Origin of the sequence: Janthinobacterium sp. P210005, assembly GCF_036231865.1 — a bacterium.
GTDB classification, from domain to species: domain Bacteria; phylum Pseudomonadota; class Gammaproteobacteria; order Burkholderiales; family Burkholderiaceae_D; genus Janthinobacterium; species Janthinobacterium kumbetense.
In genome coordinates, this window is the sequence record NZ_JAZARC010000005.1 from 199,957 (window position 1) to 220,904 (window position 20,948).

General features: G+C 65.3%; 18 protein-coding genes. 5 read left to right on the forward strand and 13 right to left on the reverse strand.

Annotated features, from left to right (window positions below; genetic code table 11):
- Positions 1–2: 2 nt before the first annotated feature.
- From VPH40_RS20150 to VPH40_RS20160, 3 genes are read right to left on the reverse strand one after another with little or no spacing between them, the layout of a single operon-like run.
- Positions 3–431: a hypothetical protein gene (locus VPH40_RS20150; RefSeq protein ID WP_251351890.1), complete on the reverse strand. Its 429-nt coding sequence runs from the start codon at positions 429–431 to the stop codon at positions 3–5.
- Positions 355–1,935 carry a glycerol-3-phosphate dehydrogenase/oxidase gene (locus tag VPH40_RS20155; protein ID WP_328574329.1) on the reverse strand — a complete coding sequence of 527 codons (1,581 nt, stop codon included), beginning with the start codon at positions 1,933–1,935 and terminating at the stop codon, positions 355–357. Before VPH40_RS20155 ends, VPH40_RS20150 begins: the two co-directional genes overlap by 77 nt.
- Positions 1,932–3,542: an FAD-binding oxidoreductase gene (locus tag VPH40_RS20160; RefSeq protein WP_328574330.1), complete on the reverse strand. Its 1,611-nt coding sequence runs from the start codon at positions 3,540–3,542 to the stop codon at positions 1,932–1,934. The genes VPH40_RS20155 and VPH40_RS20160 overlap by 4 nt, the downstream gene beginning before the upstream one ends.
- Before the next feature lie 126 nt (positions 3,543–3,668).
- Here VPH40_RS20160 and VPH40_RS20165 point away from each other — a divergent pair, with 126 nt between their 5' ends.
- The 3 genes from VPH40_RS20165 to VPH40_RS20175 all read left to right on the forward strand — a co-directional run bounded on the left by VPH40_RS20165 (position 3,669) and on the right by VPH40_RS20175 (position 6,635).
- The gene (locus tag VPH40_RS20165) at positions 3,669–4,742 is read left to right on the forward strand and encodes an AraC family transcriptional regulator (protein ID WP_328574331.1); all 1,074 of its coding nucleotides are present in this window, start codon (positions 3,669–3,671) and stop codon (positions 4,740–4,742) included.
- A gap of 92 nt (positions 4,743–4,834) precedes the next feature.
- Positions 4,835–5,617: a 3-hydroxybutyrate dehydrogenase gene (locus tag VPH40_RS20170; RefSeq protein WP_034777971.1), complete on the forward strand. Its 783-nt coding sequence runs from the start codon at positions 4,835–4,837 to the stop codon at positions 5,615–5,617.
- A 169-nt stretch (positions 5,618–5,786) separates the two neighbouring features.
- Positions 5,787–6,635 (forward strand): DUF2071 domain-containing protein, encoded by an 849-nt coding sequence (locus VPH40_RS20175; protein WP_328574332.1) that lies wholly within the window; start codon positions 5,787–5,789, stop codon positions 6,633–6,635.
- Here VPH40_RS20175 and VPH40_RS20180 read toward each other — a convergent pair.
- From VPH40_RS20180 to VPH40_RS20190, 3 genes are all read right to left on the reverse strand, one after another.
- Positions 6,607–8,259: a methyl-accepting chemotaxis protein gene (locus VPH40_RS20180; protein ID WP_328574333.1), complete on the reverse strand. Its 1,653-nt coding sequence runs from the start codon at positions 8,257–8,259 to the stop codon at positions 6,607–6,609. The two genes, VPH40_RS20175 and VPH40_RS20180, sit on opposite strands and share 29 nt — an antisense overlap.
- Before the next feature lie 248 nt (positions 8,260–8,507).
- A complete protein-coding gene (locus tag VPH40_RS20185; protein WP_099380592.1) occupies positions 8,508–9,104 on the reverse strand; it encodes a hypothetical protein in 597 nt (198 codons plus the stop codon).
- A 61-nt stretch (positions 9,105–9,165) separates the two neighbouring features.
- Complete coding sequence (locus VPH40_RS20190) at positions 9,166–9,531, reverse strand: winged helix-turn-helix transcriptional regulator (RefSeq protein WP_289899165.1); 366 nt, start codon at positions 9,529–9,531, stop codon at positions 9,166–9,168.
- 114 nt (positions 9,532–9,645) lie between these two features.
- On the opposite strand from VPH40_RS20190, the gene VPH40_RS20195 reads away from it, so the two are divergent.
- Both VPH40_RS20195 and VPH40_RS20200 read left to right on the forward strand, forming a co-directional pair.
- Positions 9,646–10,353 carry a glutathione S-transferase family protein gene (locus VPH40_RS20195; RefSeq protein WP_328574334.1) on the forward strand — a complete coding sequence of 236 codons (708 nt, stop codon included), beginning with the start codon at positions 9,646–9,648 and terminating at the stop codon, positions 10,351–10,353.
- A 118-nt stretch (positions 10,354–10,471) separates the two neighbouring features.
- Positions 10,472–12,568 carry a prolyl oligopeptidase family serine peptidase gene (locus VPH40_RS20200; RefSeq protein WP_442906668.1) on the forward strand — a complete coding sequence of 699 codons (2,097 nt, stop codon included), beginning with the start codon at positions 10,472–10,474 and terminating at the stop codon, positions 12,566–12,568.
- A gap of 82 nt (positions 12,569–12,650) precedes the next feature.
- On the opposite strand, the gene VPH40_RS20205 is transcribed toward VPH40_RS20200, so the two are convergent.
- From VPH40_RS20205 to VPH40_RS20235, 7 genes are all read right to left on the reverse strand, one after another.
- Positions 12,651–14,705 (reverse strand): esterase-like activity of phytase family protein, encoded by a 2,055-nt coding sequence (locus VPH40_RS20205; protein WP_328574335.1) that lies wholly within the window; start codon positions 14,703–14,705, stop codon positions 12,651–12,653.
- 72 nt (positions 14,706–14,777) lie between these two features.
- On the reverse strand, positions 14,778–15,704 hold the full coding sequence (locus VPH40_RS20210; protein WP_099664779.1) for a helix-turn-helix domain-containing protein: 927 nt from the start codon (positions 15,702–15,704) through the stop codon (positions 14,778–14,780).
- A 55-nt stretch (positions 15,705–15,759) separates the two neighbouring features.
- Positions 15,760–16,677, reverse strand: coding sequence for an AraC family transcriptional regulator (locus VPH40_RS20215; RefSeq protein ID WP_328574336.1), 918 nt, complete (start codon positions 16,675–16,677; stop codon positions 15,760–15,762).
- A 16-nt stretch (positions 16,678–16,693) separates the two neighbouring features.
- Entirely contained in the window at positions 16,694–18,175 is a 1,482-nt protein-coding gene (locus tag VPH40_RS20220) for a mannitol dehydrogenase family protein (protein ID WP_328574337.1), read from the reverse strand.
- The gene (locus tag VPH40_RS20225) at positions 18,175–19,224 is read right to left on the reverse strand and encodes an ABC transporter ATP-binding protein (protein ID WP_328574338.1); all 1,050 of its coding nucleotides are present in this window, start codon (positions 19,222–19,224) and stop codon (positions 18,175–18,177) included. Before VPH40_RS20225 ends, VPH40_RS20220 begins: the two co-directional genes overlap by 1 nt.
- A gap of 23 nt (positions 19,225–19,247) precedes the next feature.
- A complete protein-coding gene (locus VPH40_RS20230) occupies positions 19,248–20,066 on the reverse strand; it encodes a carbohydrate ABC transporter permease (protein ID WP_034777945.1) in 819 nt (272 codons plus the stop codon).
- A 10-nt stretch (positions 20,067–20,076) separates the two neighbouring features.
- Positions 20,077–20,937, reverse strand: coding sequence for a carbohydrate ABC transporter permease (locus VPH40_RS20235; protein WP_099664783.1), 861 nt, complete (start codon positions 20,935–20,937; stop codon positions 20,077–20,079).
- Positions 20,938–20,948: the final 11 nt, after the last annotated feature.

Below are 20,948 nucleotides of genomic sequence, written 5' to 3' on the forward strand. Positions count from 1 at the left end.
GCTCAGCCCACGCTGGCCAGCGCGGCGCGCAGCGCCTGCAGCAGCGCCTGCGGATCCTTGTCTGGCTGCGCGCTGAACACGGGCGCGTCCCAGTCCTGTCCCCGCACGGCCACCACGCGCAAGCGTCCCTGCGCATTCCAGGCCGGATACCAGCCCACGTCGACGATGTCGCCATTCGCGCACGTGATTTGCAGCAGGTCTTCGCCCAGATCGTCGGCGAGGGCATCCACGGGCTGGCGCAAGTCCAGCGGCGACAGGCTGTCGTAGGTGATGCGGGCGTCGCCCAGCGCCAGGGGCTGGCCAAACAGGGTGGTCTCGATGATGTTCTCCTCTTTTATAGTTTTTATCGTTGCTTCATGCGCCTTGCGGCACGCTGTAATGGCGGCGCCACAGGGCCAGGTAGCGCTGCTGCTCTTCCTCCCAGCGCACATCGTCCCAGCCCAGTTCCTGCTGGCAGATGGCGCGCAGGCGCGGTATGATAGCAAGCGCGCCGCCGGCCAGCTGCAAACCGAGGCGCGTGCGCCGCAGCAGCAAGTCGTCCAGGTGCTGCACGTCCTCGTTGCGCGCACCCCAGCGCAGCTGCGCCCATAAAGTCTGCGTGCCGGGAACCGGCGCCAGTTCGCCCTCCTGCGCCGCATCGCACAGCGCTTGCGCGGCCGCGCCATGACGGCCCAGCAGGCGTGCGCGCTGCTCGCCATCGAGCGCCAAGGCCTTGCCCGACAAGGGCGGCGACGGGTCAAAGATCGGCAAGGGGCGCAAATCCGCCTGCCAGCCCGGCAGCAGCGGCGCGGCGCGGCGCAAGGCGTCGAGGGCGATCACGCGAAACGTCGTCAATTTTCCGCCCGCCACCGTCAGCAAGCCGTTTTCCAGCCATAGCGCATGTTCGCGCGCTTCCTTCGACGGGTCAAGCTGGCCGCTGTCGATCACGGGGCGCACGCCGGCAAACGTGGCCAGCACATCGTCTTCGCCCAGCGCCAGCTGCGGAAACTGCCAGCGCAGCGCCGCCAGCAGATAATCGAGTTCGCCGCGCGTGATGGCCGGCTCCAGGTCCAGGCTGGCGCCATGGTCGACATCGGTGGTGCCCACCAGGGTCACGCCCTCCCAGGGATACGCAAACACGGGGCGGCCATCGCGCGGGTGCATCAGGCTGACGGCTTGCGCCAGCGGCAAACGCCAGGCCGGCAGCAGCAGATGGCTGCCGCGCAGGGGCCGCAGTTTCGGCTGTTCTCCCACCTGGCCGCGCAAGCCGTCGGCCCAGGCGCCCGTGGCGCTGATCACCAGGCGCGCGCGCACTGTGAGTGCCCTGCCATCGACCGCATCGTTCAAGGTGGCGCCGGCGACCTTGCCATCGTCACGCAGCAGCGATGCCACGCCCAGGTAATTGACGGCCACGCCGCCATGGCGGCGCGCCTCCTGCAGCACGCGTAGCACCAGGCGCGCATCGTCCGTCTTGGCGTCCTGGTACAACATGCCGCCCCGCAGTCCATCGCGGTTGACATGCGGCGCCAGCATGGCGAAATCCGCCGCATCGACATAGCGGCGCGCGCGCCGGCCCGCCATCACGTCATAGATGGCCAGGCCCAGCATGAACTGGCGCCGGCCCGGCTTCCGGCCCGTGTAATCGCCAAAGGCAAAGCCCTGCGGCTCGACCAGCCCCGCCGCATCCGTCAGCAAGGCTTGCCGCTCATGCACCGACTCGCGCGTCAGCGCGAACTGTCCCTGCTTCAGGTAGCGCAAGCCGCCGTGCACCAGCTTCGAGGAGCGGCTCGACGTGCCCCAGGCGAAATCGCGCTGCTCCACCAGCAGCGCCGTCAAGCCGCGCCGCGCCGCTTCCAGCAGGATGCCGGCGCCCGTGATGCCGCCGCCGACGATCAAGATGTCCCACTCGCGCGCCAGGACGTCAGGCAAATCCACCCTGCGCGGGGCCGCGTTCACAAGCCGCCTCCCGCTTCAGGCAGCAGTTTGCCGGGATTCATCATGCCCTGCGGGTCGAACTGGCGCAGCAGCGCGCGCATGGCGGCGATGCCCAGCTCTCCCTTTTCCGCCGCCAGCCATGGCGCGTGATCCGTGCCCACGCCATGCTGGTGGCTGATGGTGCCGCCATGGGCGACGATGGCGGCGCTGGCCGCATCCTTCAGATTGCGCCAGCGCGCCATGTTTTCCTCGAAGGTGGGCGCCAGCCGGTACACATATGTGGTGTAGACGCTGGCGCCCTGCGCGTACACGTGCGACAAATGCGTGTACGCATGCACTTGCTCGCCATGCCGCGCCAGCGCTTTGGTGCCCGCCTGCTCCAGCGCCGCCATCATCGCCGTGACGCGCGGCCAGTCGACGGCCGTTTCCACCGTATCGATGACATAGCCGTGTTCCCACGCGCCGTTGCGCAGGTAGACGTTGCGAAAGCGCCCCTGCTTCCATTTGTCGCCCATGTGCCGCCCCACGTGCACGCCCTTGTGCCGCCGCGCCAGCGCCAGGGCGCCGCGCAGGGCCGCGCGCGCCGGCCCGGTTTCGCCGCTGACGCCCAGCATCAGCATGCACTTGCCTTCGCCGCAGCCGCGCAGCGACAGATAGCGCTCCAGCAGTCCCACCAGCTTCTTGTGCCCGGCCAGGGTCAGCATGGTCTGCGTTTCGAGCGCATTCGACAGGCGCAGCATGCACAGCGGAAGGCGCGACTGGGCCAGCGCCCGCACGGCCGCTTGCGCCTGGCCCCAGTCGGCGAAAAACACGGCGTGGAATGCTTCATACGGCGGCAGCGGCGAGACGCGCACCGTCGCCTGCGTCACGATGCCCAGCCGGCCCTCGGAGCCGAGCACCATTTCGCGCAGGTCGATGCCGGCCGCCGAAGCGGGAAACGTGGGGATGCTCAGGGTGCCGGCCGGCGTTTCCACTTCGCCGCCCGCAAACAGCTGCTCGATGCGGCCATAGCGCAGCGATTGCTGGCCCGACGAGCGCGTGGCGATCCAGCCGCCCAGCGTCGAATACTCGAACGATTGCGGATAGTGGCCCAGGGTGTAGCCATGCGCGCGCAACTGCGCTTCCAGGTCGGGGCCATACACGCCCGCGCCGAACGTGGCCAGCTGCGCCTCGCGGTCCAGGTGGCCCAGCGCGCACAGGCGCACGAGGCTGAGCGCCAGCACGGGGCGCGGTCCCGCCGCCACCGTCAGATGCCCGGCCACGCTGGTGCCGCCGCCGTGCGGGATGACGGCCACGCACGCCTGGCGCGCATACGCGAGCAACTGGCGCACCTGCAGCGCGCTGTCGGGAAAGGCCACGCCATCGGGCACGGCGCCGATGCGGCCATGGCGCAATTTGAACCAGTCGGGCAGGCTTTGGCCGAGCGCATGGCGCACGCGCGTGGCAGGCAGGGTGTCGATCAGCGGATGCGGCGCCAGGCGCGAAGCAGGCACCCGCGCGCAGGCGTCGTCGAAGGTGGCGTCGTCGATGGCGCTGCCCGGCCCCAGGCGCTCGCCCAGGAAGGCCAGCGCGTCCTCGCTCAGCGCATACGTGATGCTCTCGTCTCCCCAGCCATTCCAGCGTTGCATCGACATCCCCTGTGTTCGGCCAGTTGCGCGCCACGGCGGCTTGCTATACTGTTCTTGCCTGTTCAACAGCATATGCCGCCACAGGCCAAGGGTATTGGTTTTTCATGACAATCGCATTGTTCCATCATGACAAGCACTGAAGGCCGGGTCGCCGGCGCCTATCTGCAGCCGCTGCTGGAAGCGGCCAGCGCGCACGGCATCCCCGTTGCCGCCCTGGCGCAGGCGGCCGGCGTGGCGCCGCACAGCCTGGAAGCGTCCGCAGCCAGCCTGGCCGCGCGCGACTACGTGCGCCTGCTCGATGCGGGCGCGCAACTGGCGGGCGATGCGCATTTCGGCCTGCACGTGGGCCAGCGCGTGCGCATGGGCACCTACAGCGCCTACGGTTTGATATTGCTCAGTTGCAGCAACGTGGGCCAGGCACTGGAACAGACGGCCCGCTATGAACGGCTGGCGCACGACCTGGGCCGCTCGACCCTGCAGCGCGACGGCGCCGTCGCGCACTACCGCTGGACAAGCAATTACCCGGGCGCCAGCCGGCACCTGGTCGACAGCGTCTTCGCCGGCATCCGCGTGTGCGGCGACTGGCTGGCGGGCATGCCGCTGCCGCCGGCCCGCCTGGCGTTCACGCACGATGGCGGCGGCGACCTGCTGCGCCACGCGGCGCACCGCGACGAATATGTGCGCGTGCTGGGCAGCCTGCCCGCCTTCAACGCCCCCGCCAACACGGCCACCTTCGATGCGCAATTGCTGAACTGGCCCGTGCCGAACGCCGACGTCAGCCTGTACCCCGTGCTGTGCCAGCATGCGGAACAACTGCTGGCGCAGCGCCAGGCTGAAAACGACACTGGCGGCGCCATCGACGCGCAAGTCCACGCGGCCATCGTCGCGGGCTTGCGCCACGGGTCGGCGCGGCTGGCCACCGTTGCCGCCACCTTGGCCGTCACGCCGCGCACCCTGCAGCGCAAGCTGGCCGACGCGGGCACCAGCTTCCAGGCCCTGCTGGACCAGGCCCGATACGGCCTGGCGCGCGATTATCTGCGCGCGCCGGATTTGTCGCTGGTCGATATCGCCTTCCTGCTCGGCTACCAGGAGCAAAGCGCGTTCAATCACGCGTTCCGCACTTGGGCGGGTACCAATCCCGGCGCCTGGCGCTTGCAGGAAATACAAGAGAGACAACTTGACCGGCAGCAAGCCCCATAGGCGTGCGCGGGGCATGCGCGGCACGTTTTCTGGCTATACTGGCATAGTCAGGTTTTCCACGATCACTCCAACCCGCAATGCAAAGGATTAATATGCAACTCAAAGACAAAGTCGCACTGATTACCGGCGCCGCCAGTGGTATCGGCAAGGAAATGGCTATTGAATACGCGAAACAAGGCGCCAAGGTCGTCATCGCCGACCTGGCCCTGGAAGCGGCCAGCAAGACGGCAGAGGAAATCAAGCAGTCGGGCGGCCAGGCGTTTGCCGTCGCCATGGATGTCTCCAGCGAAGAACAAGTGGACAAGGGCGTGGCCGATGCCGCTGCCCACTTCGGCGGCATCGATATCCTGATCAGCAATGCGGGCATCCAGATCATCAGCCCCGTCGTCGACTACCCGTTCGATCAATGGAAAAAGATGCTGGCCATTCACATGGACGGCGCCTTCCTCACCACGCGCGCCTGCATGCGCGAAATGATCAAGGCGGGCCGCGGCGGCGCCATCATCTACATGGGTTCCGTGCACTCGCACGAAGGCTCGCCGTTCAAGAGCGCCTACGTTGCCGCCAAGCACGGCTTGCTGGGCCTGGCCAAGGTGGTGGCCAAGGAAGGCGCCAAGGATGGCATCCGCGCCAACGTCATCTGCCCCGGCTTCGTGCGCACACCGCTGGTCGACAAGCAAATCCCCGAACAGGCGGCCCAGCTGAACATCAGCGAAGAAGACGTGATCAAGAAAGTCATGCTGAAAGACACCATCGACGGCGAATTCACCACCACGCAAGACGTGGCGCAAACGGCCGTCTTCCTGGCCGCCTTCCCGTCGAACGCCCTGAGCGGCCAGTCGATCGTTGTCAGCCACGGCTGGCACATGCAATAACAGTGACGCCCGCCCACATCGGCTGCGCGGCGCCCTGTGCGGCCTGCGATGCTCGCTGTGCTCCAGCACAGCTGCGCGTCTCGGCCACACATCGCTGCCGCTCGCGATGATGTGGACGGGCGCTTTTGCATCAGCGTATTCCCCCGGTATCTACCCCGAAAGTTCCTAATTGCAAGACAACACTTACCGCCACCCGCGCGCGGGCTGGCCGGGGCGCCTGTTTGCCGCGCTCGCCAATTCCACGCGCTTTGCCAACGCACGCCAGGCGATCATGTCCCGCCTGCCCTTCCTGACCCTGCACAGCGACGTGCGCGACGTCGTCTACGTGAGCTGGCTCGTCGACGCCGCTGCCGCGCAGCAACTGCTGCCCCCCGGCGTGACCCTGTGGCAGCGCGACGGCAAGACGCCATTTACCGTGCTGACCTACCGTCACGGACACTTCGGCCCGGCCCTGCTCGGCCCCCTGCGCCGGATGCTGCCGTCTCCGTTGCAAAGCAACTGGCGTGTATATCTGGACCACACGCCAGCGGGCGCGCCGGCAGTGCCCTGCGTGTACTTTCTGAAAAACATCATGGACAGCTTGCCGCATGCGCTGGGCACGCGGCTCTTCAGCGACATCTTGCCGACCCACCTGGCCGCCGGCCTGACGCTGGAAGTCACGGCCACGCAAGCCCGCTGCAGCATTGCCAGCGGCGCCGGCAGCGCGCCATCGCTGGACGTGCAGGCGGACATCGTGACCGACCATGTCCTCGATGCCGGCTGGCAAGCGCTGTTCGGCAACTGGCGCGACGCCGTCGCCTTCCTCGCCTGCCAGGATGCGGCCATCGCGCACGTGCCGCGCAACGGCAAGCTGGTCTTCGGCGAAATCGACTTGCCCGTTGATCTGGATCAAGTACAAGCGCTGACGGCCTTGCGTGCCGACTGCGGCTTGCTGGCGCAGTTGCCGCCCGTGTCCCAGCCGTTTGCCTTTCTCGTGCCCAAGGTGCCCTTCAAGGCGTTGTCAGAGCGGCTGCTGTAGCACGGCGGCGCTCCCCCGTGCGCGGGGGCGTGGCGGAGCCTGCCTGGCCGCCGCGCCGCCGTTCCAGCTTGAACAAGGCCATCGCCTGCTCCAGCTGCAAGGTCTGGTCTTGCAGCGACGCCGAGGCGGCCGCCGATTCCTCCACCAGCGCCGCGTTCTGCTGCGTCACTTCATCCATCTGCGTGACGGCCATGTTGACCTGGCCGATGCCGTGGCTTTGCTCGCGCGAAGCGGAGGCGATCTCTTCCATGATGCCGTGCACGCCCTGCACGGCGCCCAGCATTTCGGCGCTGCTGGCGCCCGCCTGCTGCGCCAGCTTCGCGCCCGCCTGCACCTGCGCCAACGACGCCGTGATCAATTGCTTGATTTCCGTGGCCGCCGCCGCGCTGCGATGAGCCAGGCTGCGCACTTCGCCCGCCACGACGGCAAAACCCCGCCCCTGGTCGCCGGCGCGCGCCGCTTCCACGGCCGCGTTCAGGGCCAGGATATTCGTCTGGAAGGCGATGCCTTCGATAATGCCCGTAATGTCGCCGATCTTCTTCGATGAAGCGTCAATATCGGCCATCATGCTCACCATCTGACCGACGATCTCGCCGCCGCGCCCGGCCAGGCCGTGGACCTTGCCCGCCATGTCGCTGGCCTGCACGGCGTTGCCGCTGTTTTGCTGCACCGTGGCCGCCAGCTGCTCCATGCTCGACGCCGTCTGCTGCAGGGCCGACGCCTGCGCTTCCGTACGGCCCGACAAGTCCATATTGCCGGCGGCGATTTCCTGGCTGGCCATGCTGATACGCAAGAAATTGCCGCGCACGTCGCCGACGATGGAATGCAAGTTTACGCGCAACTGGCGCAGGGAGCGCAGCAGTTGCCCCATTTCGTCGCGCCGCGTGGTGTCGAGCTCGCCCGTCAGGTCGCCGCCCGCCATCACGTCGCAAGCCTGGCGCGCCTGCTGCAACGGTTGCAGCACGGCGCGGTGCAGGCTGTGCCAGAAATACAGGGTCGCGCCCAAGGCCGCCACGGACAAGCCCGTCAGCCAGCCGGCCGCGCCGGCCGGCAGCACGCCCGCATTCCACGCCAGTTGCAGCAGCAATACCAGGCTCAGCAAGCCCAGATTCCAGCCGATTCGCTTGCCCAGCGGCAAGTCACGCAGGCGCGCGAACCTGGCCAGCCAGTCAGTCCGCACGGCCGCGCCCTGGCTGATGACGATGCCGTCGGCCTGCCCCGCCTTGATGCGCGCGTACAGGGCCGAGGCCTGCGCCACCTGCTGGCGCGTGGGCTTGGTGCGCACGGACATGTAGCCGACGGCCACGCCGTCTTCCACCACCGGCGTCACGTTCGCCAGCACCCAGTAGTAATCGCCATTCTTGCAGCGGTTTTTCACCATGCCGCTCCAAGAGCGCCCCGAACGGATGGTGGCCCAGAAATCGGCAAACGCTTCGACCGGCATGTCCGGATGGCGCAGGATGTTCTGCGGCGCACCGATCAATTCTTCCGCGCTGTAACCGCTGACGGCGATGAAATACGGGTTGGCATAGGTGATATTGCCTTGCAAGTCGGTAGTCGAGACGATGGTCTCGGTATCGCTCAGGTTGATTTCGGTATCGCTGACGGGAAGATTGAGTCGCATGGTCACATCCTCAAAGGTAGCCCGTGCAGGCACGGGGAAGCGGGCAAATGCAAGGCGGCAGGAAGCCGGCGGCAATCTGCACCGATACATTAATTTTAATATCTAATTATTAATTCAAATCGGCAATTTTCACTGGCGAAATTGCCTTGCGAATCTGCAAATATTGCAGGCGGCAGCGTGGCCGCAGGGGAATGGCGGGAACGGTGCCGGAACAGCGTGACTGTCCCGGCGGCAAACAACGCGGCGGCTTAGCGCGGCACGTAGCGCCAGTTGGCGTTTTCCAGCATGAAGGTCAGTTCCGTCTTGATGGCTTCCGGACGGCTCGGCACGCTCAATTCCGTATCGCAGACCAGATAGCCCGTCTTGCGCTTGACCTCGCACTCGTTGATGGCCTTGACCTGCATGGTGCTCTGCGCTTCCTGCATCTGCACATCCTTGGCCGCTTCCGGATTGCGCGCCACTTCTTCCTTGGCCCAGGCGCGTATCATCGCTTGCGCCTCGGCCGGCGACGGTCCCGCGAACTTGGCATCCTTGCGCTCGACGCCCACCCAGGTACCGTTCTCGTTGCGCAACGGCAGCACCATGAAAGCATCGCGCATGCCCCCGCTCATGGCGACCAGGCACACCACTTCGCCCGGCACTTCCTGCGAATCCTGGCAGCCGGTCAAGCTGGTGACCTTGACGGCGATCGGTACCGTCACAGTCGATTGCATTTTGGCCCGGGTCTTGGCCACGCCCACCTGCACGGCGGCGTGGATTTGTTCGAGCGTCGGCATGGTGGCCGCCTGGGCCGGCAAGGCGGCAAACAGGGCGGCGGCGGTCAGGGCAAGGGAAGTCAGGCGCATGGGTATCGAGAGTAGTGAGCAAAGGCCGGCAGTCTAGCACTTTGCATAAAGACAGTTGTTTCTATTGAGAATGATCGTCGCCATCGGGCGCGAGAAAGGCGCCGCCCCCGTCCGCCTGTCCGCGCAGGCGCAAGCCGATGGCGCGCAGCATCTCGACCAGCTCCCGCAAGCGCAAGCCCTCGTCCGTCAGCCGGTATTCCACTTTCACGGGCACTTCCGCATAGACCGTACGCGTCAGCAAGCCCGCCTCTTCCAGCGCGCGCAAGTCCAGGGTCAGCATGCGCTGCGAGATATTCGGCACGGCGCGGCGGATTTCGCTGAAGCGCTTCGGCCCCGCCATCAGATAGCTGAGCAGCACGATGCGCCAGCGCCCGCCCAGCAATCGCATGGCTTCTTCCACGGCGCAGCCGGAGACATTGTCTTTCATGGTTGGCTTCCCACCTGGTATAAAAAATGTACCTATACCACATTATTCTGCCTTCTTCCAAATAGTAACCATCACGATTAGACTGCCCTTCTTTTATCTCACCGGAGCTCCAGCATGGAAACCGCCCTGATCTACAGCGTGCCGTTCGGCTGCTCGTTTGCCGCCATCGCCGCCCTCGAATGGAGCGGCCTGCCGTACCAACTTGCCCGCGTGGAAGCGCGCGACCCGGCCAGCAAGCAGCATCCCGCCTTTCTCGCCATCAATCCCCTGGGCCAGACGCCCGCCCTGCTCACGCACGCGGGCGCGCCGCTGCTGGAAAGCATGGCGATCCTGCTGCACATCGCCGCGCGCGCACCCAATAGCGGCCTGGGCTTTGCGCAGGGCACGCCGGACTACGACCGCCTGAACAGCGTGCTCTCCTTTTTGCACACGACCTTCCACGCAGCCTTCATGCCCGCCTTCCAGGCCGCGCGCGCGCCGGAAACCGACGCGCGCGCGGCCGTCTGGCGCGAGATGGCCGTCGAGAAGGTCAACAAAAGCCTGGCGCACCTGGAGCGCCTGCTCGCCGGCCGCACCTGGCTCGCTTCCGATACCGCCCCCACCATCGCCGACACCTACCTGGCCGCCACGGCGCGCTGGGCCGAACCGCTGCAGCTGGCGCGCCTGGCAGACTATCCGGACACGGCACGCGTGCTGGCGGCGCTGGAACAGGACCCCGGCATCCGCTTTGCCCACGCCATCGAGGACGGCTTGCCGGCCGTCAGCCAGGGCGGCTTCCTGGGCCACGTGGCGCTCGACCAACTGGCACTGCCGGCCGGCTAACCGGCGGTCAACTCCCGCAGCAAGCGCGTCTTTATTGCTATGATGTCGGGCTGCCGGCGGTACAGCCGGCCACGTCAATACCATATCGATAACGTCGTCATAAGAATCGGGAGTTTGAATGAGTTTACGTCTGCTGCTCTTGGGAGCATTCAGTGCCGCCATGGCCACCACCGCCGCCGCCGTCGCTGCAGAACCTGCCCTGGCTGCGCCGCGCGGTTTCACCGTGGAAGACATGGTTGCCATGGAGCGCGTGGGTAGCCCCGTGCTGTCGCCGGACGCCACGCGCGTCGTCTACACGGTGCGCACCACCAACCTGGACAAAAACCGCGGCAACACACAGCTGTGGATGATCGACCTGCGCGCGCCGAACGCCGCGCCGCGCCAGCTCACGCGCGGCGATGCCAGCGCCAGTGATCCGCAATGGTCGCCGAACGGCGACGCCATCTACTTCCTGTCCGGCCGCTCCGGCTCCTCGCAAGTGTGGCAGCTGCCCCTGAACGGCGGCGAAGCGGCCAAGGTCACCGACCTGGCGCTGGACGTCGACACCTACCGCCTGTCGCCGCAGGGCGACCGCCTGGCCTTCAGCATGGGCGTCTTCCTCGATTGCGCGGACCTCGCCTGCACGAAGAAGCGCCTCGATGACAAAGCCAAAAACAAGGCCAGCGGCATGGTCTACGACCAGATGTTCGTGCGCCACTGGGATACCTGGGCCGATGGCCGCCGCAACGCGCTGTACTCGGCGCCCATCGACGCCACGGGCAAGGTCAGCGCCGCGCCCGTGAGCCTGAGCGGCACCCTCGACGGCGACGCGCCCTCGAAGCCGTTCGGCGACAATGGCGAATACCACTTCAGCCCGGACGGCAAGACGGTGGCCTTCTCCGTGCGCGTGGCCGGCCGCACGGAATCGTGGTCGACCAACTTCGACGTCTACACGATTCCTGCCGCCGGCGGCCAGGCGCCGCGCAACCTCACGGCCGACAATCCGGCCTGGGATGCGAAAGCCACGTATTCGCCCGATGGCCGCACCCTGGCCTATGTCGCCATGACCAAGCCGGGCTTCGAAGCGGACCGTTTTCATCTGGTGCTGATGGATGTCGCCACCGGCAAGAAACGCACCCTGGCCGATGACTGGGACCGTTCCGTGGCCGACTTCCGCTGGACGCCGGACAGCAAGGCGTTCCTCGTCGCCGCCGATGACGTGGGCCAGCACCGCTTGTTCCACATCGACGCGGCCAGCGGCAAGGTCGCTGCGCTGACGGGCAAGGGCGCCGTGGGCGACTTCGACGTGCGCGGCAATACCATCGTGCTGGCGCAAGCCAACCTGGCCTCGGGCGCGCAGCTGTACACGCGCAAGCTCGATGCGAAGTCGGAAAACGCGCCGATGGTGCAGCTGACGAAGCAGAATGCGGCGGCCCTGGCCGACGTGCGTTTCGGCGAATATGAACAGTTCTCGTTCGCGGGCGCGAATGGCGAAACCGTCTACGGCCACGTCATGAAGCCATGGAATGCCAAGGCCGGCGAAAAGTATCCGGTCGCCTTTTTGGTGCACGGCGGCCCGCAAGGCAGCTTTGGCAATAGCTGGAGCTACCGCTGGAACCCGCAAGTGTATGCGGGCGCCGGTTACGCCACCGTCTTCATCGACTTCCACGGTTCCACCGGTTATGGCCAGAAATTCACGGATTCCATCAGCGGCGACTGGGGCGGCAAGCCGCTGGTCGACTTGCAGAAGGGCCTGGAAGCGGCCACCAAGAAGTTCCCATGGCTGGACCGCGAGCGCAGCTGCGCGCTGGGCGCGTCCTACGGCGGCTACATGATGAACTGGATCGCCGGTAACTGGCCGGACGGCTTCAAGTGCCTGGTCAACCACGACGGCGTGTTCGACAACCGCGGCATGGCTTACGCGACGGAAGAACTGTGGTTCACCGAGTGGGAAAACGGCGGCCCGTACTACGACGCGCCGGCCAAGCACGAACAGTTCAACCCCGTCAACTTCGTGAAAAACTGGAAGACGCCGATGCTGGTGGTACAGGGCGACCTGGATTTCCGCATCCCTACCGCGCAAGGCCTGGGTACCTTCACGGCACTGCAGCGCCAGGGCATCCCGAGCAAGCTGCTGGTCTTCCCGGACGAGAACCACTGGGTGCTGAAACCGGCCAATTCGCTGCTGTGGCATCACACGGTGCTCGATTGGCTCAATACCTACACTAAAAAATAAGCCTGTTCCAGCGTAAAAAAGCCGCACAGTTCGCACTGTGCGGCTTTTTTTCATCCATCAATTAAGCCAAATCAATACGCCATCAATACGTATTGAGCGCCTTGGCGAACTTCACGATCCACAAGCGGCTAGGACGCTCGCGGTCGTCGCCACGCGCCACGCGGATGGTGTTGGCGGCATTGCAGCCGGCGGCGCTGCTCGTGACGATGGTGCCGTTGGCGTCGACCGTGCACTTGGTGACGTCGGCGCCATCGACTTCCACGCCATTCGCGTCAAAGATCTTCGTCTTCAGGCCGAAGTCATTGTCGTTGGCCAGCGCGATGGTGGAATCGTCGATCAGGGTCAGTCCTTCCGCCTTTTCCGCCGCCCAGCCGATGGCGTTCAAGTCCAGCAGCAGGGTTTTCTTCAGCGGCGTGACGGCGGCCCAGTCGGCGCCGTTGACGCCAGCGCCGCCCATGCTGCTCTTTTCCAGGTCGGACGTCGTCGCATTGAAGGCGGCGGCGGAAATGTCCGTGGCGCCCTTCAATTCGACCAGCATCAGCTTGTTGAAGACCTTGCCCGACGGCGCGGCGCCCTGCTCGATGACGAGGAACTTGCCGCCGCCCAGCGCCACCATGTCGCCCAGCTTGGCGTTGCCCGTGCGGCCATCCTGGTAGTCGGCCGCATTGAGCGGATACGCATACATCTTGCCGCTGGTGCCCGTCACCGGGTCGAATTCGATCCAGCGCGTGAAGCGGGCGAAGCGCTCCACCTGCTCCGCCTTCTTCGTCACCGAATACATGGCCGTGCCGTCGCTCAAGGGGCTTTGCAGGAAGGCGTACAGCTTGTCGTTGCTCGTGTCGAGGGTCATGCCTTCCATGCCGCGGTTCGCGCGGCGCTTGGCGAACAGCGCCGGCAAGCCCTTGCCCGGCTCGTACTTGGCCTGGATGACGCCCGTGGCCGCATCGATCTTGATGATGAACGGGCCGTATTCGTCCGATACCCACAGCGCATTGCGCTTCGCATCGACGACGATGGCTTCCGAATCGAGGCCGCCCGCATTGAAGACGGCCTTGCCGGCGGCGTCGAACTTCATCGCATCCATGACGGGAATCTCGGCCGAATTGCCGACCGCGCCCACGGGCACGGGCAAGCCCGAGCTGTTGACGGCAGCCGACACCTTGATCGGCGTGCTCGACGCCAGCACGGCGCCGTTCTTGCCCACCGTGATCACGCCGAACGACGGGGTAAAACTGGGCGACGGGAAGATCTTGCTGCCGATGGTGCCCTTGCCCGAGGGATCGGGCACCAGCGGGCCGTCGCCGTTCGGGCCGCGGTCCGTCAAGCCATAGAATTCCAGGTCGCCGGCCGCATTCTTGCCCTTGTAGGCCAGGCCCGAGCCGTACGACGGCAGGAAGCCGTTCGGGAATTCGCCCTTGATCTTCGCGTTCGCACCTTCGTACGGCACGTAGAATTTATCGGCCGCCTGGATCTGGTAGCGCGTCACGGTCACTTTCACTTCGCCCACCGGATTGGCTTGCGTCAGCGCTTCGTTGACGGGTGCGCCCGCCTTCGAGGCCAGGGTGTCTTCGAAATGCTCGCGCACGAGGGCGCGGCGCTCCGCATCGACCGTGCGGCCGGCGAATTTTGTGCCCACCGTTGCCAGATGCGCGGCCAGGGCCGCGTTGAAAGCTGCCGGGGCGGCGGCGAAGTCCAGGGTCTTGCCGGCCAGCGCAGCCTTCACTTCGGCCGTCAGCCTGATGCCGTTCGACGGATCGCTGTCATCGTCCAGCAATTGCAGCGCCAGCAGGCGGTTGACGACCTTGTCGTCCGCCACGTTGGTGCTGGCGGCCAGCGCCAGCGGCGTGACGACGGCGCCGCACGGCGCCGAGCCCAGGGCCAGGCCGCCCACGCTGAAGGCCACCGTCTCGCCCGGATTGCAAACGAATTCGCCCTTGGCATTGGTGCTGGCCTTGGCCGCGCTGCCCGCCACGTAATCGAGTCCTTCCACCGCGCCGTCCAGGAACACGCCCGTCTGCGCCACGGGCTTGGAAGGCTCCGCCGGCGGATTGTCGCTGCCGCCGCACGCGGCCAGGGCCAGGCCGGCGGCGATGGCCAACAGGGTCAGTTTCGGGATCGGCGTTACGGCAGTATTCATGCATTCCTCGGCTAAGGTGGGTGGAGTAGCCGTGGAGCATAACTAATCAAAGTGACAAGGCAATGACAGCGGCTAGGCCTGTGGCATATCCGCCACGGGCCCGCCGATGCCGCCAAAACGGCCATCGGCCTGACGCCGGAATTCCTTCGGCGTGACGCCCTTCACCTGCAGGAAGCGGCGGTTGAAATTGGCCACGTTCTGGAAACCCACGTCGTAGCAGACGTTCGACACATACTGGTCCGTATCCATCAGCAGCTGGCACGCCTTGTTGATGCGCAGCCGGCTGATGAAATCCGTAAAACTGTTACCCGTCGCCTTGCGGAAGAAGCGCGAGAATTTGCTCAGCGACATGCCCACCTGCTCGGCCAGCATTTCCGCCGAAATCGGCTCGCGGTAATTGTCCGTGATGTAGTTGAGGACGGAATTCACCTTGGCCAGAGTCGCATCGTCGTCGTACGAACGCAGGGAGGCGCTCGACAGCAAGCGGTAATTGGCCGTGCGCGCCAGTTTGCTCATCAGTTGCACGAATTCGGCGAAGCGCTCGGCGCCATGCGTGACGCGGATGCGCGCCAGGTGCCGCTCCGCTTCCGCGCCCATGTCGAAAAACTCCACGCCATAGCTGGAGCGCTCCAGCAGCGGCAACAGCTCGCGCAATTCGGGAATGACGCGCGCGGCGCCTGCCAGCGGCGCGTGGGCGAATTGCACGATCATGTCGCGCAGGGCCACGCCGCCTTCCGGCATCACGTTGGAAATCCAGTTGTGCGGCAGGCGCGGGCCCGTCAGCACCAGGTGGCCGGGCGAAAACTCGCCGATATAGTCGCCCACGAACAATCGCCCGCTGGTGGCGACGATCAGGTGCAGCTCGTATTCCTCGTGGCAGTGCCAGCGCACGCGCGAGCTGGGATAGCCGTGTTCCAGGTAATTGATGATGCCGTCATAGCTTTCGCGTTCCAGTTCGGGCGCCTTGCGCTCGCTGTCCTTCTGCCACAGGTGTTCCATGCTCGTCTCTCCCAGGCTGTCCCCGCCTGTGCCATCCAATGTACCTCAAAAAGCCTCACTCGCCAAAACGGCCCAGCGCCTGCTGGCGAAACTCCTTCGGCGTCATGCCCTTCAATTCCAGGAAGCGCCGGTTGAAATTGGCCACGTTGTTGAATCCCGCCTCGTAGCAGATGTTGCTGACATAGCGCTCCGTCTCCATCAGCAGCTGACACGCCTTGTTGATGCGCAGGCGGTTGACGAAGTCCGTGAAGCTGTTGCCCGTGGCGTGGCGAAAGAAGCGCGAAAACGTCCGCTCGGGCATGTCCACCTGCTCGGCCAGCTGTTTCAGCGAGAATTGGCTGCTGTAATTGTGCACGATGAAGTTGATGGCGGAGCTGATGCGCGCCAGGGCCACGTCGTCGTCGCTCGACTGCATGGGCACCGTCGACAGCAGCTGGTAGTCGCTGGTCTGCGCCAGTTCGCCCAGCAGGCTCAAAAATTCGATCAGGCGCGGCAAGCCGCTGCTGTCGCGGATGCGCTGGAAACGCCGCAGCGACTGTTCGCTGACGCCAAAGAATTCCACGCCGTGCAGGGCGCGCTGCAGCAGCGGGAAAATATCCTTCAACTCGGGCATGGCGGTAGCCATCGACGCCAGCGGCGCATGCGAAAACTGGATCACCATGTCGCGCAAGGCCACGCCTTCCGGCGGCGTACCGAGCGACACCCAGTTGTGCGGCACGCGCGGCCCCGTCAGCACCAGGTGGCCGGGTGCGAACTGGCCGATGTAGTCGCCGACAAACACCTTGCCGCTGCTCTCGACGATCAGGTGCAGCTCATACTCGTCGTGGTAATGCCAGCGCACCAGCGAATTCGGAAAGCCGTGCTCCAGGTAGCGGATGAAGCCGAAACTGCCTTTCGGCTCGAAGCCGGGCGTGGCGTCGCGCTGCTGCTCCAGCTCCATCTGCGGTTGCGGATATTCGGCCTTGCGTTGCATGGCGCGCCCTCCCCCGTCAGGCGACGATCTGTTCCAGCGCCGCGCGCGCGCCCAGCCCATACAGGCCGGCCAGCGACTGCCCCACCGCCTGCGTGAAGGCGGGTGTGTCGCTCAGGTCGCCGAACAGCTCGCGCAAGGACAGCAGCGCCGCGGCGTCCGCGCCGCCCTGCAGCGCCAGCGCGCGCAGGCGCACCGCGTACGGATCGTTCAACGGCATCTCGCGTCCCTGCTCGTCGTGGCCTTCCAGGTAGCGGAACCAACACGCCACGGTAAACGCCAGCAGCGTGATGGCGCCGCCCCGGGCCAGCGCTTCGCGCACGGACGGCAGCACGAATTTCGGGATGCGCGCCGAACCTTCCGTGCCGATGCGCGCCAGCTGGTCGCGCACGGCCGGATTCGAGAAGCGCTCGATCAGGGTGTCTTTGTAGCTGTCCAGGTGTATGCCTTCCACTTCGCCGAGCAAGGGCGTGACTTCGTCATCCATCATGCGCCGCACGAGCGCGCGGATGCCAGGGTCACCCATCGCTTCATGCGCAAACGTGTAACCGAGCTGCATGCCAATGTAGCACAGGGCCTGGTGGCTGGCATTGAGCAAGCGCAGCTTCATCTTTTCATACGGCAGCACGTCGTGCGTCATCTGCGCGCCCACCTGCTCCCAGGCCGGCCGGCCCTGCGGGAATTCGTCTTCGATGACCCACTGGCGGAACGGCTCGCACACGACGGGCCAGGCGTCGACGATGCCGAAGGTCTCGCGCACGAGCGCCCGGTGTTCATCCGTGGTGGCCGGCGTGATGCGGTCGACCATGCTGTTGGGGAAGCTGCCATGCGTGGCCAGCCAGCGCGCCAGCTCCACGTCGCGCAGGGCGACAAAGGCCAGCAGCATCTTGCGCGTCACGTCGCCATTGTTTTGCAGGTTATCGCAGGACATGATGGTAAACGGTGCCAGGCCACGCTGGTGGCGCAGGGCCAGCGCCGCGGCCAGGTAGCCGAACGAGCAGCGCGGCGCCTCCGGGTGCGCCAGTTCGTACGCAATGTCGGCATGACCTGCGTCAAACTCGCCCGTGCCCTGGTTCACGTAATAACCGCCTTCCGTGATGGTCAGCGCGACGATGCGCGTGCCAGGGTCGGCCAGCTTATCCAGCACGGCTTGCGGCTCGTCGGGCGCATACAGGTATTCGGCGATGCTGCCGATGATGCGCGCGCTATCGCCGGCCGCGCTGCGCTCGACCACCGTGTACAAGCCATCCTGCGCCTGCATGGCGTCGCGCATGGCCGCGTCATGCGCCAGCAAGCCCACGCCGCAATAGCCCCACTGCGCATGCTCCTGGCCTTGGAGCGCCAGCAAGTCGTCGAGGTACACGGCCTGGTGGGCGCGAAAAAAACCGCCCACGCCGATATGCACGATGCTGGGCACGAGCGCGCCGCGCGCATACGCGGGCACGGCCACGTTCCCTGGCAGCGTTGCCAGGTTTGCCTGGTTCAAGGCGATGGCGTCCATTACAGCGCTCCTTTCGCCGCCGCGTAGGTCTTGCCGGCGCGGTCGAAATAATGCACGAAGCCCGGCTCGAACGTCAGGTGCGTCTGCTGGCCCGGCTGCAGGCTGCTGCGCTCCGCGCCGCGCGACACCACCTGCACATTGTTCGGCAGGCGCACATAGGTGAGGGTTTCCACGCCCAGCGATTCGACCAGGTCGACGGTGACGGGCACGCTGCCCGGCTGCGCCGCGCCCAGGTGCACGTGCTCGGGGCGGATGCCGACAAAACCATCAAGTTGCGCCGCGCTGCCCGCCTGCGCCAGCAGCTGCGGCGCCGCGTCGGCCGGCACCACGTTCATGCTGGGCGTGCCGATGAATTGCGCGACGAAGCGATTGGCGGGACGGTCATACAGTTCCAGGGGCGAGCCATGCTGCTCGATCTGCCCGTCGCGCAGCACCACCACGCGGTCGGCCAGGGTCATCGCCTCGACCTGGTCGTGCGTGACGTAGATGGTGGTGGCGCCCAGTTCGCGGTGCAGCTTGGCGATCTCGATGCGCGTCTGCACGCGCAGGGCCGCATCGAGGTTGGACAGCGGTTCATCGAACAAGAACACTTTCGGGTCGCGCACGATGGCGCGGCCGATGGCCACGCGCTGGCGCTGCCCGCCCGACAATTCTTTGGGCGTGCGCTCCAGGTACTTCCCCAGGTCGAGGATGGCGGCCGCCTTGTCGACTTTTTCGCGGATGATGGCCGGGTCGACGCCGGCCAGCTTCAGCGCGAACGACATGTTCTGGAACACCGTCATGTGCGGATACAGCGCATACGACTGGAACACCATCGCCAGGTCGCGCTTGGATGATGGCAGCGCCGTGATGTCGCGCCCGTCGAGCGACAGCTTGCCGCCATCGATCGGTTCGAGGCCCGCGATCAGGCGCAGCAGGGTTGATTTACCGCAACCCGACGGCCCCACGAAGACGACGAATTCGCCCTGCCGGATCTCCAGGTCGATGCCCTTGATGGCGCGGTGCTCGCCAAAGAATTTCTCGATATTGCTCAGTTGAAGGTAAGCCATGATGTGTGTCTCTATTCTGTAGTTTATTTGACTGCGCCAAAGGTCATACCCTGCACCAGTTGTTTCTGGCAGAACCAGCCGAGCGCCATGATGGGTGCGATGGCCATCAGGGAAGCGGCCGACAATTTCGCCCAGAACAAGCCTTCCGGGCTCGAATATGAGGCGATGAGCCAGGCCAGGGTGCCCGCGTTGGAGGCGCCCAGGTTCAGCGACCAGAACGATTCATTCCACGACCACACCATGCACACGAGGGCCGTGGAAGCGATGCCGCCCACGGACAGGGGCAGCACGACGTGGCGGAATTCGTCCCACACGGTGGCGCCATCCATGCGCGACGCTTCCAGGATTTCGCGCGGCAACTCCTTCATGCTCGTGTACAGCAGCCAGATCATGATGGGCAAATTCATCAGCATGAACATGATGGTCAGGCCGATGCGCGTGTCGAGCAGGCCGAAGTACTGGTAGCAGATATAGATCGGCATCAAGGCGCCCACGCCGGGCATGTAGCGCGAGCTGAGCATGAATTTCAGCAAGCCGATGGTGCCGCCCGTGGGAAAGAAAGCCATCGAGTACGCGGCCGGGATGGCAATCAGGAGGCCGATGGCCGTCGAGAGCACGCTGGTAAACAGCGAATTCCACGCATAGCCGAAGTAATTGTCGCGCGCCAGCACTTCGCGGAAGCTGTCGAGCGTGGGTGTGAAGAACAGCAGCGGCGGCGTGGAAATGGCTTGCCCTTCCGTCTTGAAGGCCATCAGGCCCAGCCAGAAGATGGGGAAGAACAGCAGCAGCGCGAACAGCCAGGCGGCAGCCGTGCGGCCATATAAGTTAAGTTTGCTATGCATCAAGGTCTCCTTATTTCGACAGATTCTTGCCGATGACGCGCATCAGGAAGAAGGCGGCGATGTTGGCGATGAGCACGGCGAACAGGGCGCCGGCCGAGGCCGCTCCCACGTCATAGGACAGCAGTGCCTGCTGGTAAATCATGAAGGTGATGGTGGTCGTGTCGAAGCCGGGACCGCCGCCCGTGGTGGTAAAGATTTCCGCAAAGATCGACAGCAAGAAGATCATTTCGATCATCAGCACCACCGAGACGGCGCGTCCCAGGTGGGGAATGTAGAGGTAACGCAACTGCTGCAGATACGTGGCGCCATCCATGCGCGCCGCTTCCAGCTGTTCCCGGTCCATCGATTGCAGCGCCGTCATGAAGATCAGGCAGGCAAACGGCAGCCATTGCCACGAAACCATCATGATGATGGAAAACAGGGGGTGGGCCGACAGCCAGTCGACAGGCGTGGCGCCAAAGAATAGGCTGATCTGCGCAAACAGGCCGTAGATCGGGTTGAGCAGCATGTTCTTCCACATCAGGGCATTCACGGCCGGCATGACAAGAAACGGCGAAATCAAGAGCACGCGCACGACGGCGCGCCCCGGAAACGCTTCATTGATCAGCAAGCCCAGCGCCGTGCCCAGCACCACCGTGATCAGCATGACGGAAAACAGCAGGGTAAACGTGTTCTGCAGGGCCGGCAGGAACGAGGCATCCGTAAAGAAAAAGTGGAAATTGGCCAGGCCATGGAAAGGATGGCCGCTGGGATCGAGCATCGAATAGCGCACGAACGCGTAATACAGGGTGATCAGCAGCGGGATCACGGAAATGACGGAGACGGCGACCACGGCCGGCGTCAGCAAAGTCCGGGGGATAATGCGTTTCATAGGATTTCTCT

Excerpts from the sequence above, each read along its gene's own strand:
- VPH40_RS20165 (WP_328574331.1), top strand. The coding sequence starts at position 3,669 with ATGACAAGCACTGAAGGCCGGGTCGCCGGCGCCTATCTGCAGCCGCTG.
- VPH40_RS20195 (WP_328574334.1), top strand. The coding sequence starts at position 9,646 with ATGGAAACCGCCCTGATCTACAGCGTGCCGTTCGGCTGCTCGTTTGCC.
- VPH40_RS20235 (WP_099664783.1), bottom strand. The coding sequence starts at position 20,937 with ATGAAACGCATTATCCCCCGGACTTTGCTGACGCCGGCCGTGGTCGCC.
- VPH40_RS20190 (WP_289899165.1), bottom strand. The coding sequence starts at position 9,531 with ATGAAAGACAATGTCTCCGGCTGCGCCGTGGAAGAAGCCATGCGATTG.
- VPH40_RS20210 (WP_099664779.1), bottom strand. The coding sequence starts at position 15,704 with ATGGAACACCTGTGGCAGAAGGACAGCGAGCGCAAGGCGCCCGAACTG.
- VPH40_RS20185 (WP_099380592.1), bottom strand. The coding sequence starts at position 9,104 with ATGCGCCTGACTTCCCTTGCCCTGACCGCCGCCGCCCTGTTTGCCGCC.
- VPH40_RS20205 (WP_328574335.1), bottom strand. The coding sequence starts at position 14,705 with ATGAATACTGCCGTAACGCCGATCCCGAAACTGACCCTGTTGGCCATC.
- VPH40_RS20225 (WP_328574338.1), bottom strand. The coding sequence starts at position 19,224 with ATGGCTTACCTTCAACTGAGCAATATCGAGAAATTCTTTGGCGAGCAC.
- VPH40_RS20170 (WP_034777971.1), top strand. The coding sequence starts at position 4,835 with ATGCAACTCAAAGACAAAGTCGCACTGATTACCGGCGCCGCCAGTGGT.
- VPH40_RS20220 (WP_328574337.1), bottom strand. The coding sequence starts at position 18,175 with ATGGACGCCATCGCCTTGAACCAGGCAAACCTGGCAACGCTGCCAGGG.
- VPH40_RS20180 (WP_328574333.1), bottom strand. The coding sequence starts at position 8,259 with ATGCGACTCAATCTTCCCGTCAGCGATACCGAAATCAACCTGAGCGAT.
- VPH40_RS20150 (WP_251351890.1), bottom strand. The coding sequence starts at position 431 with ATGTGCGCTGGGAGGAAGAGCAGCAGCGCTACCTGGCCCTGTGGCGCC.
- VPH40_RS20215 (WP_328574336.1), bottom strand. The coding sequence starts at position 16,677 with ATGCAACGCAAGGCCGAATATCCGCAACCGCAGATGGAGCTGGAGCAG.
- VPH40_RS20200 (WP_442906668.1), top strand. The coding sequence starts at position 10,472 with ATGAGTTTACGTCTGCTGCTCTTGGGAGCATTCAGTGCCGCCATGGCC.
- VPH40_RS20230 (WP_034777945.1), bottom strand. The coding sequence starts at position 20,066 with ATGCATAGCAAACTTAACTTATATGGCCGCACGGCTGCCGCCTGGCTG.
- VPH40_RS20160 (WP_328574330.1), bottom strand. The coding sequence starts at position 3,542 with ATGCAACGCTGGAATGGCTGGGGAGACGAGAGCATCACGTATGCGCTG.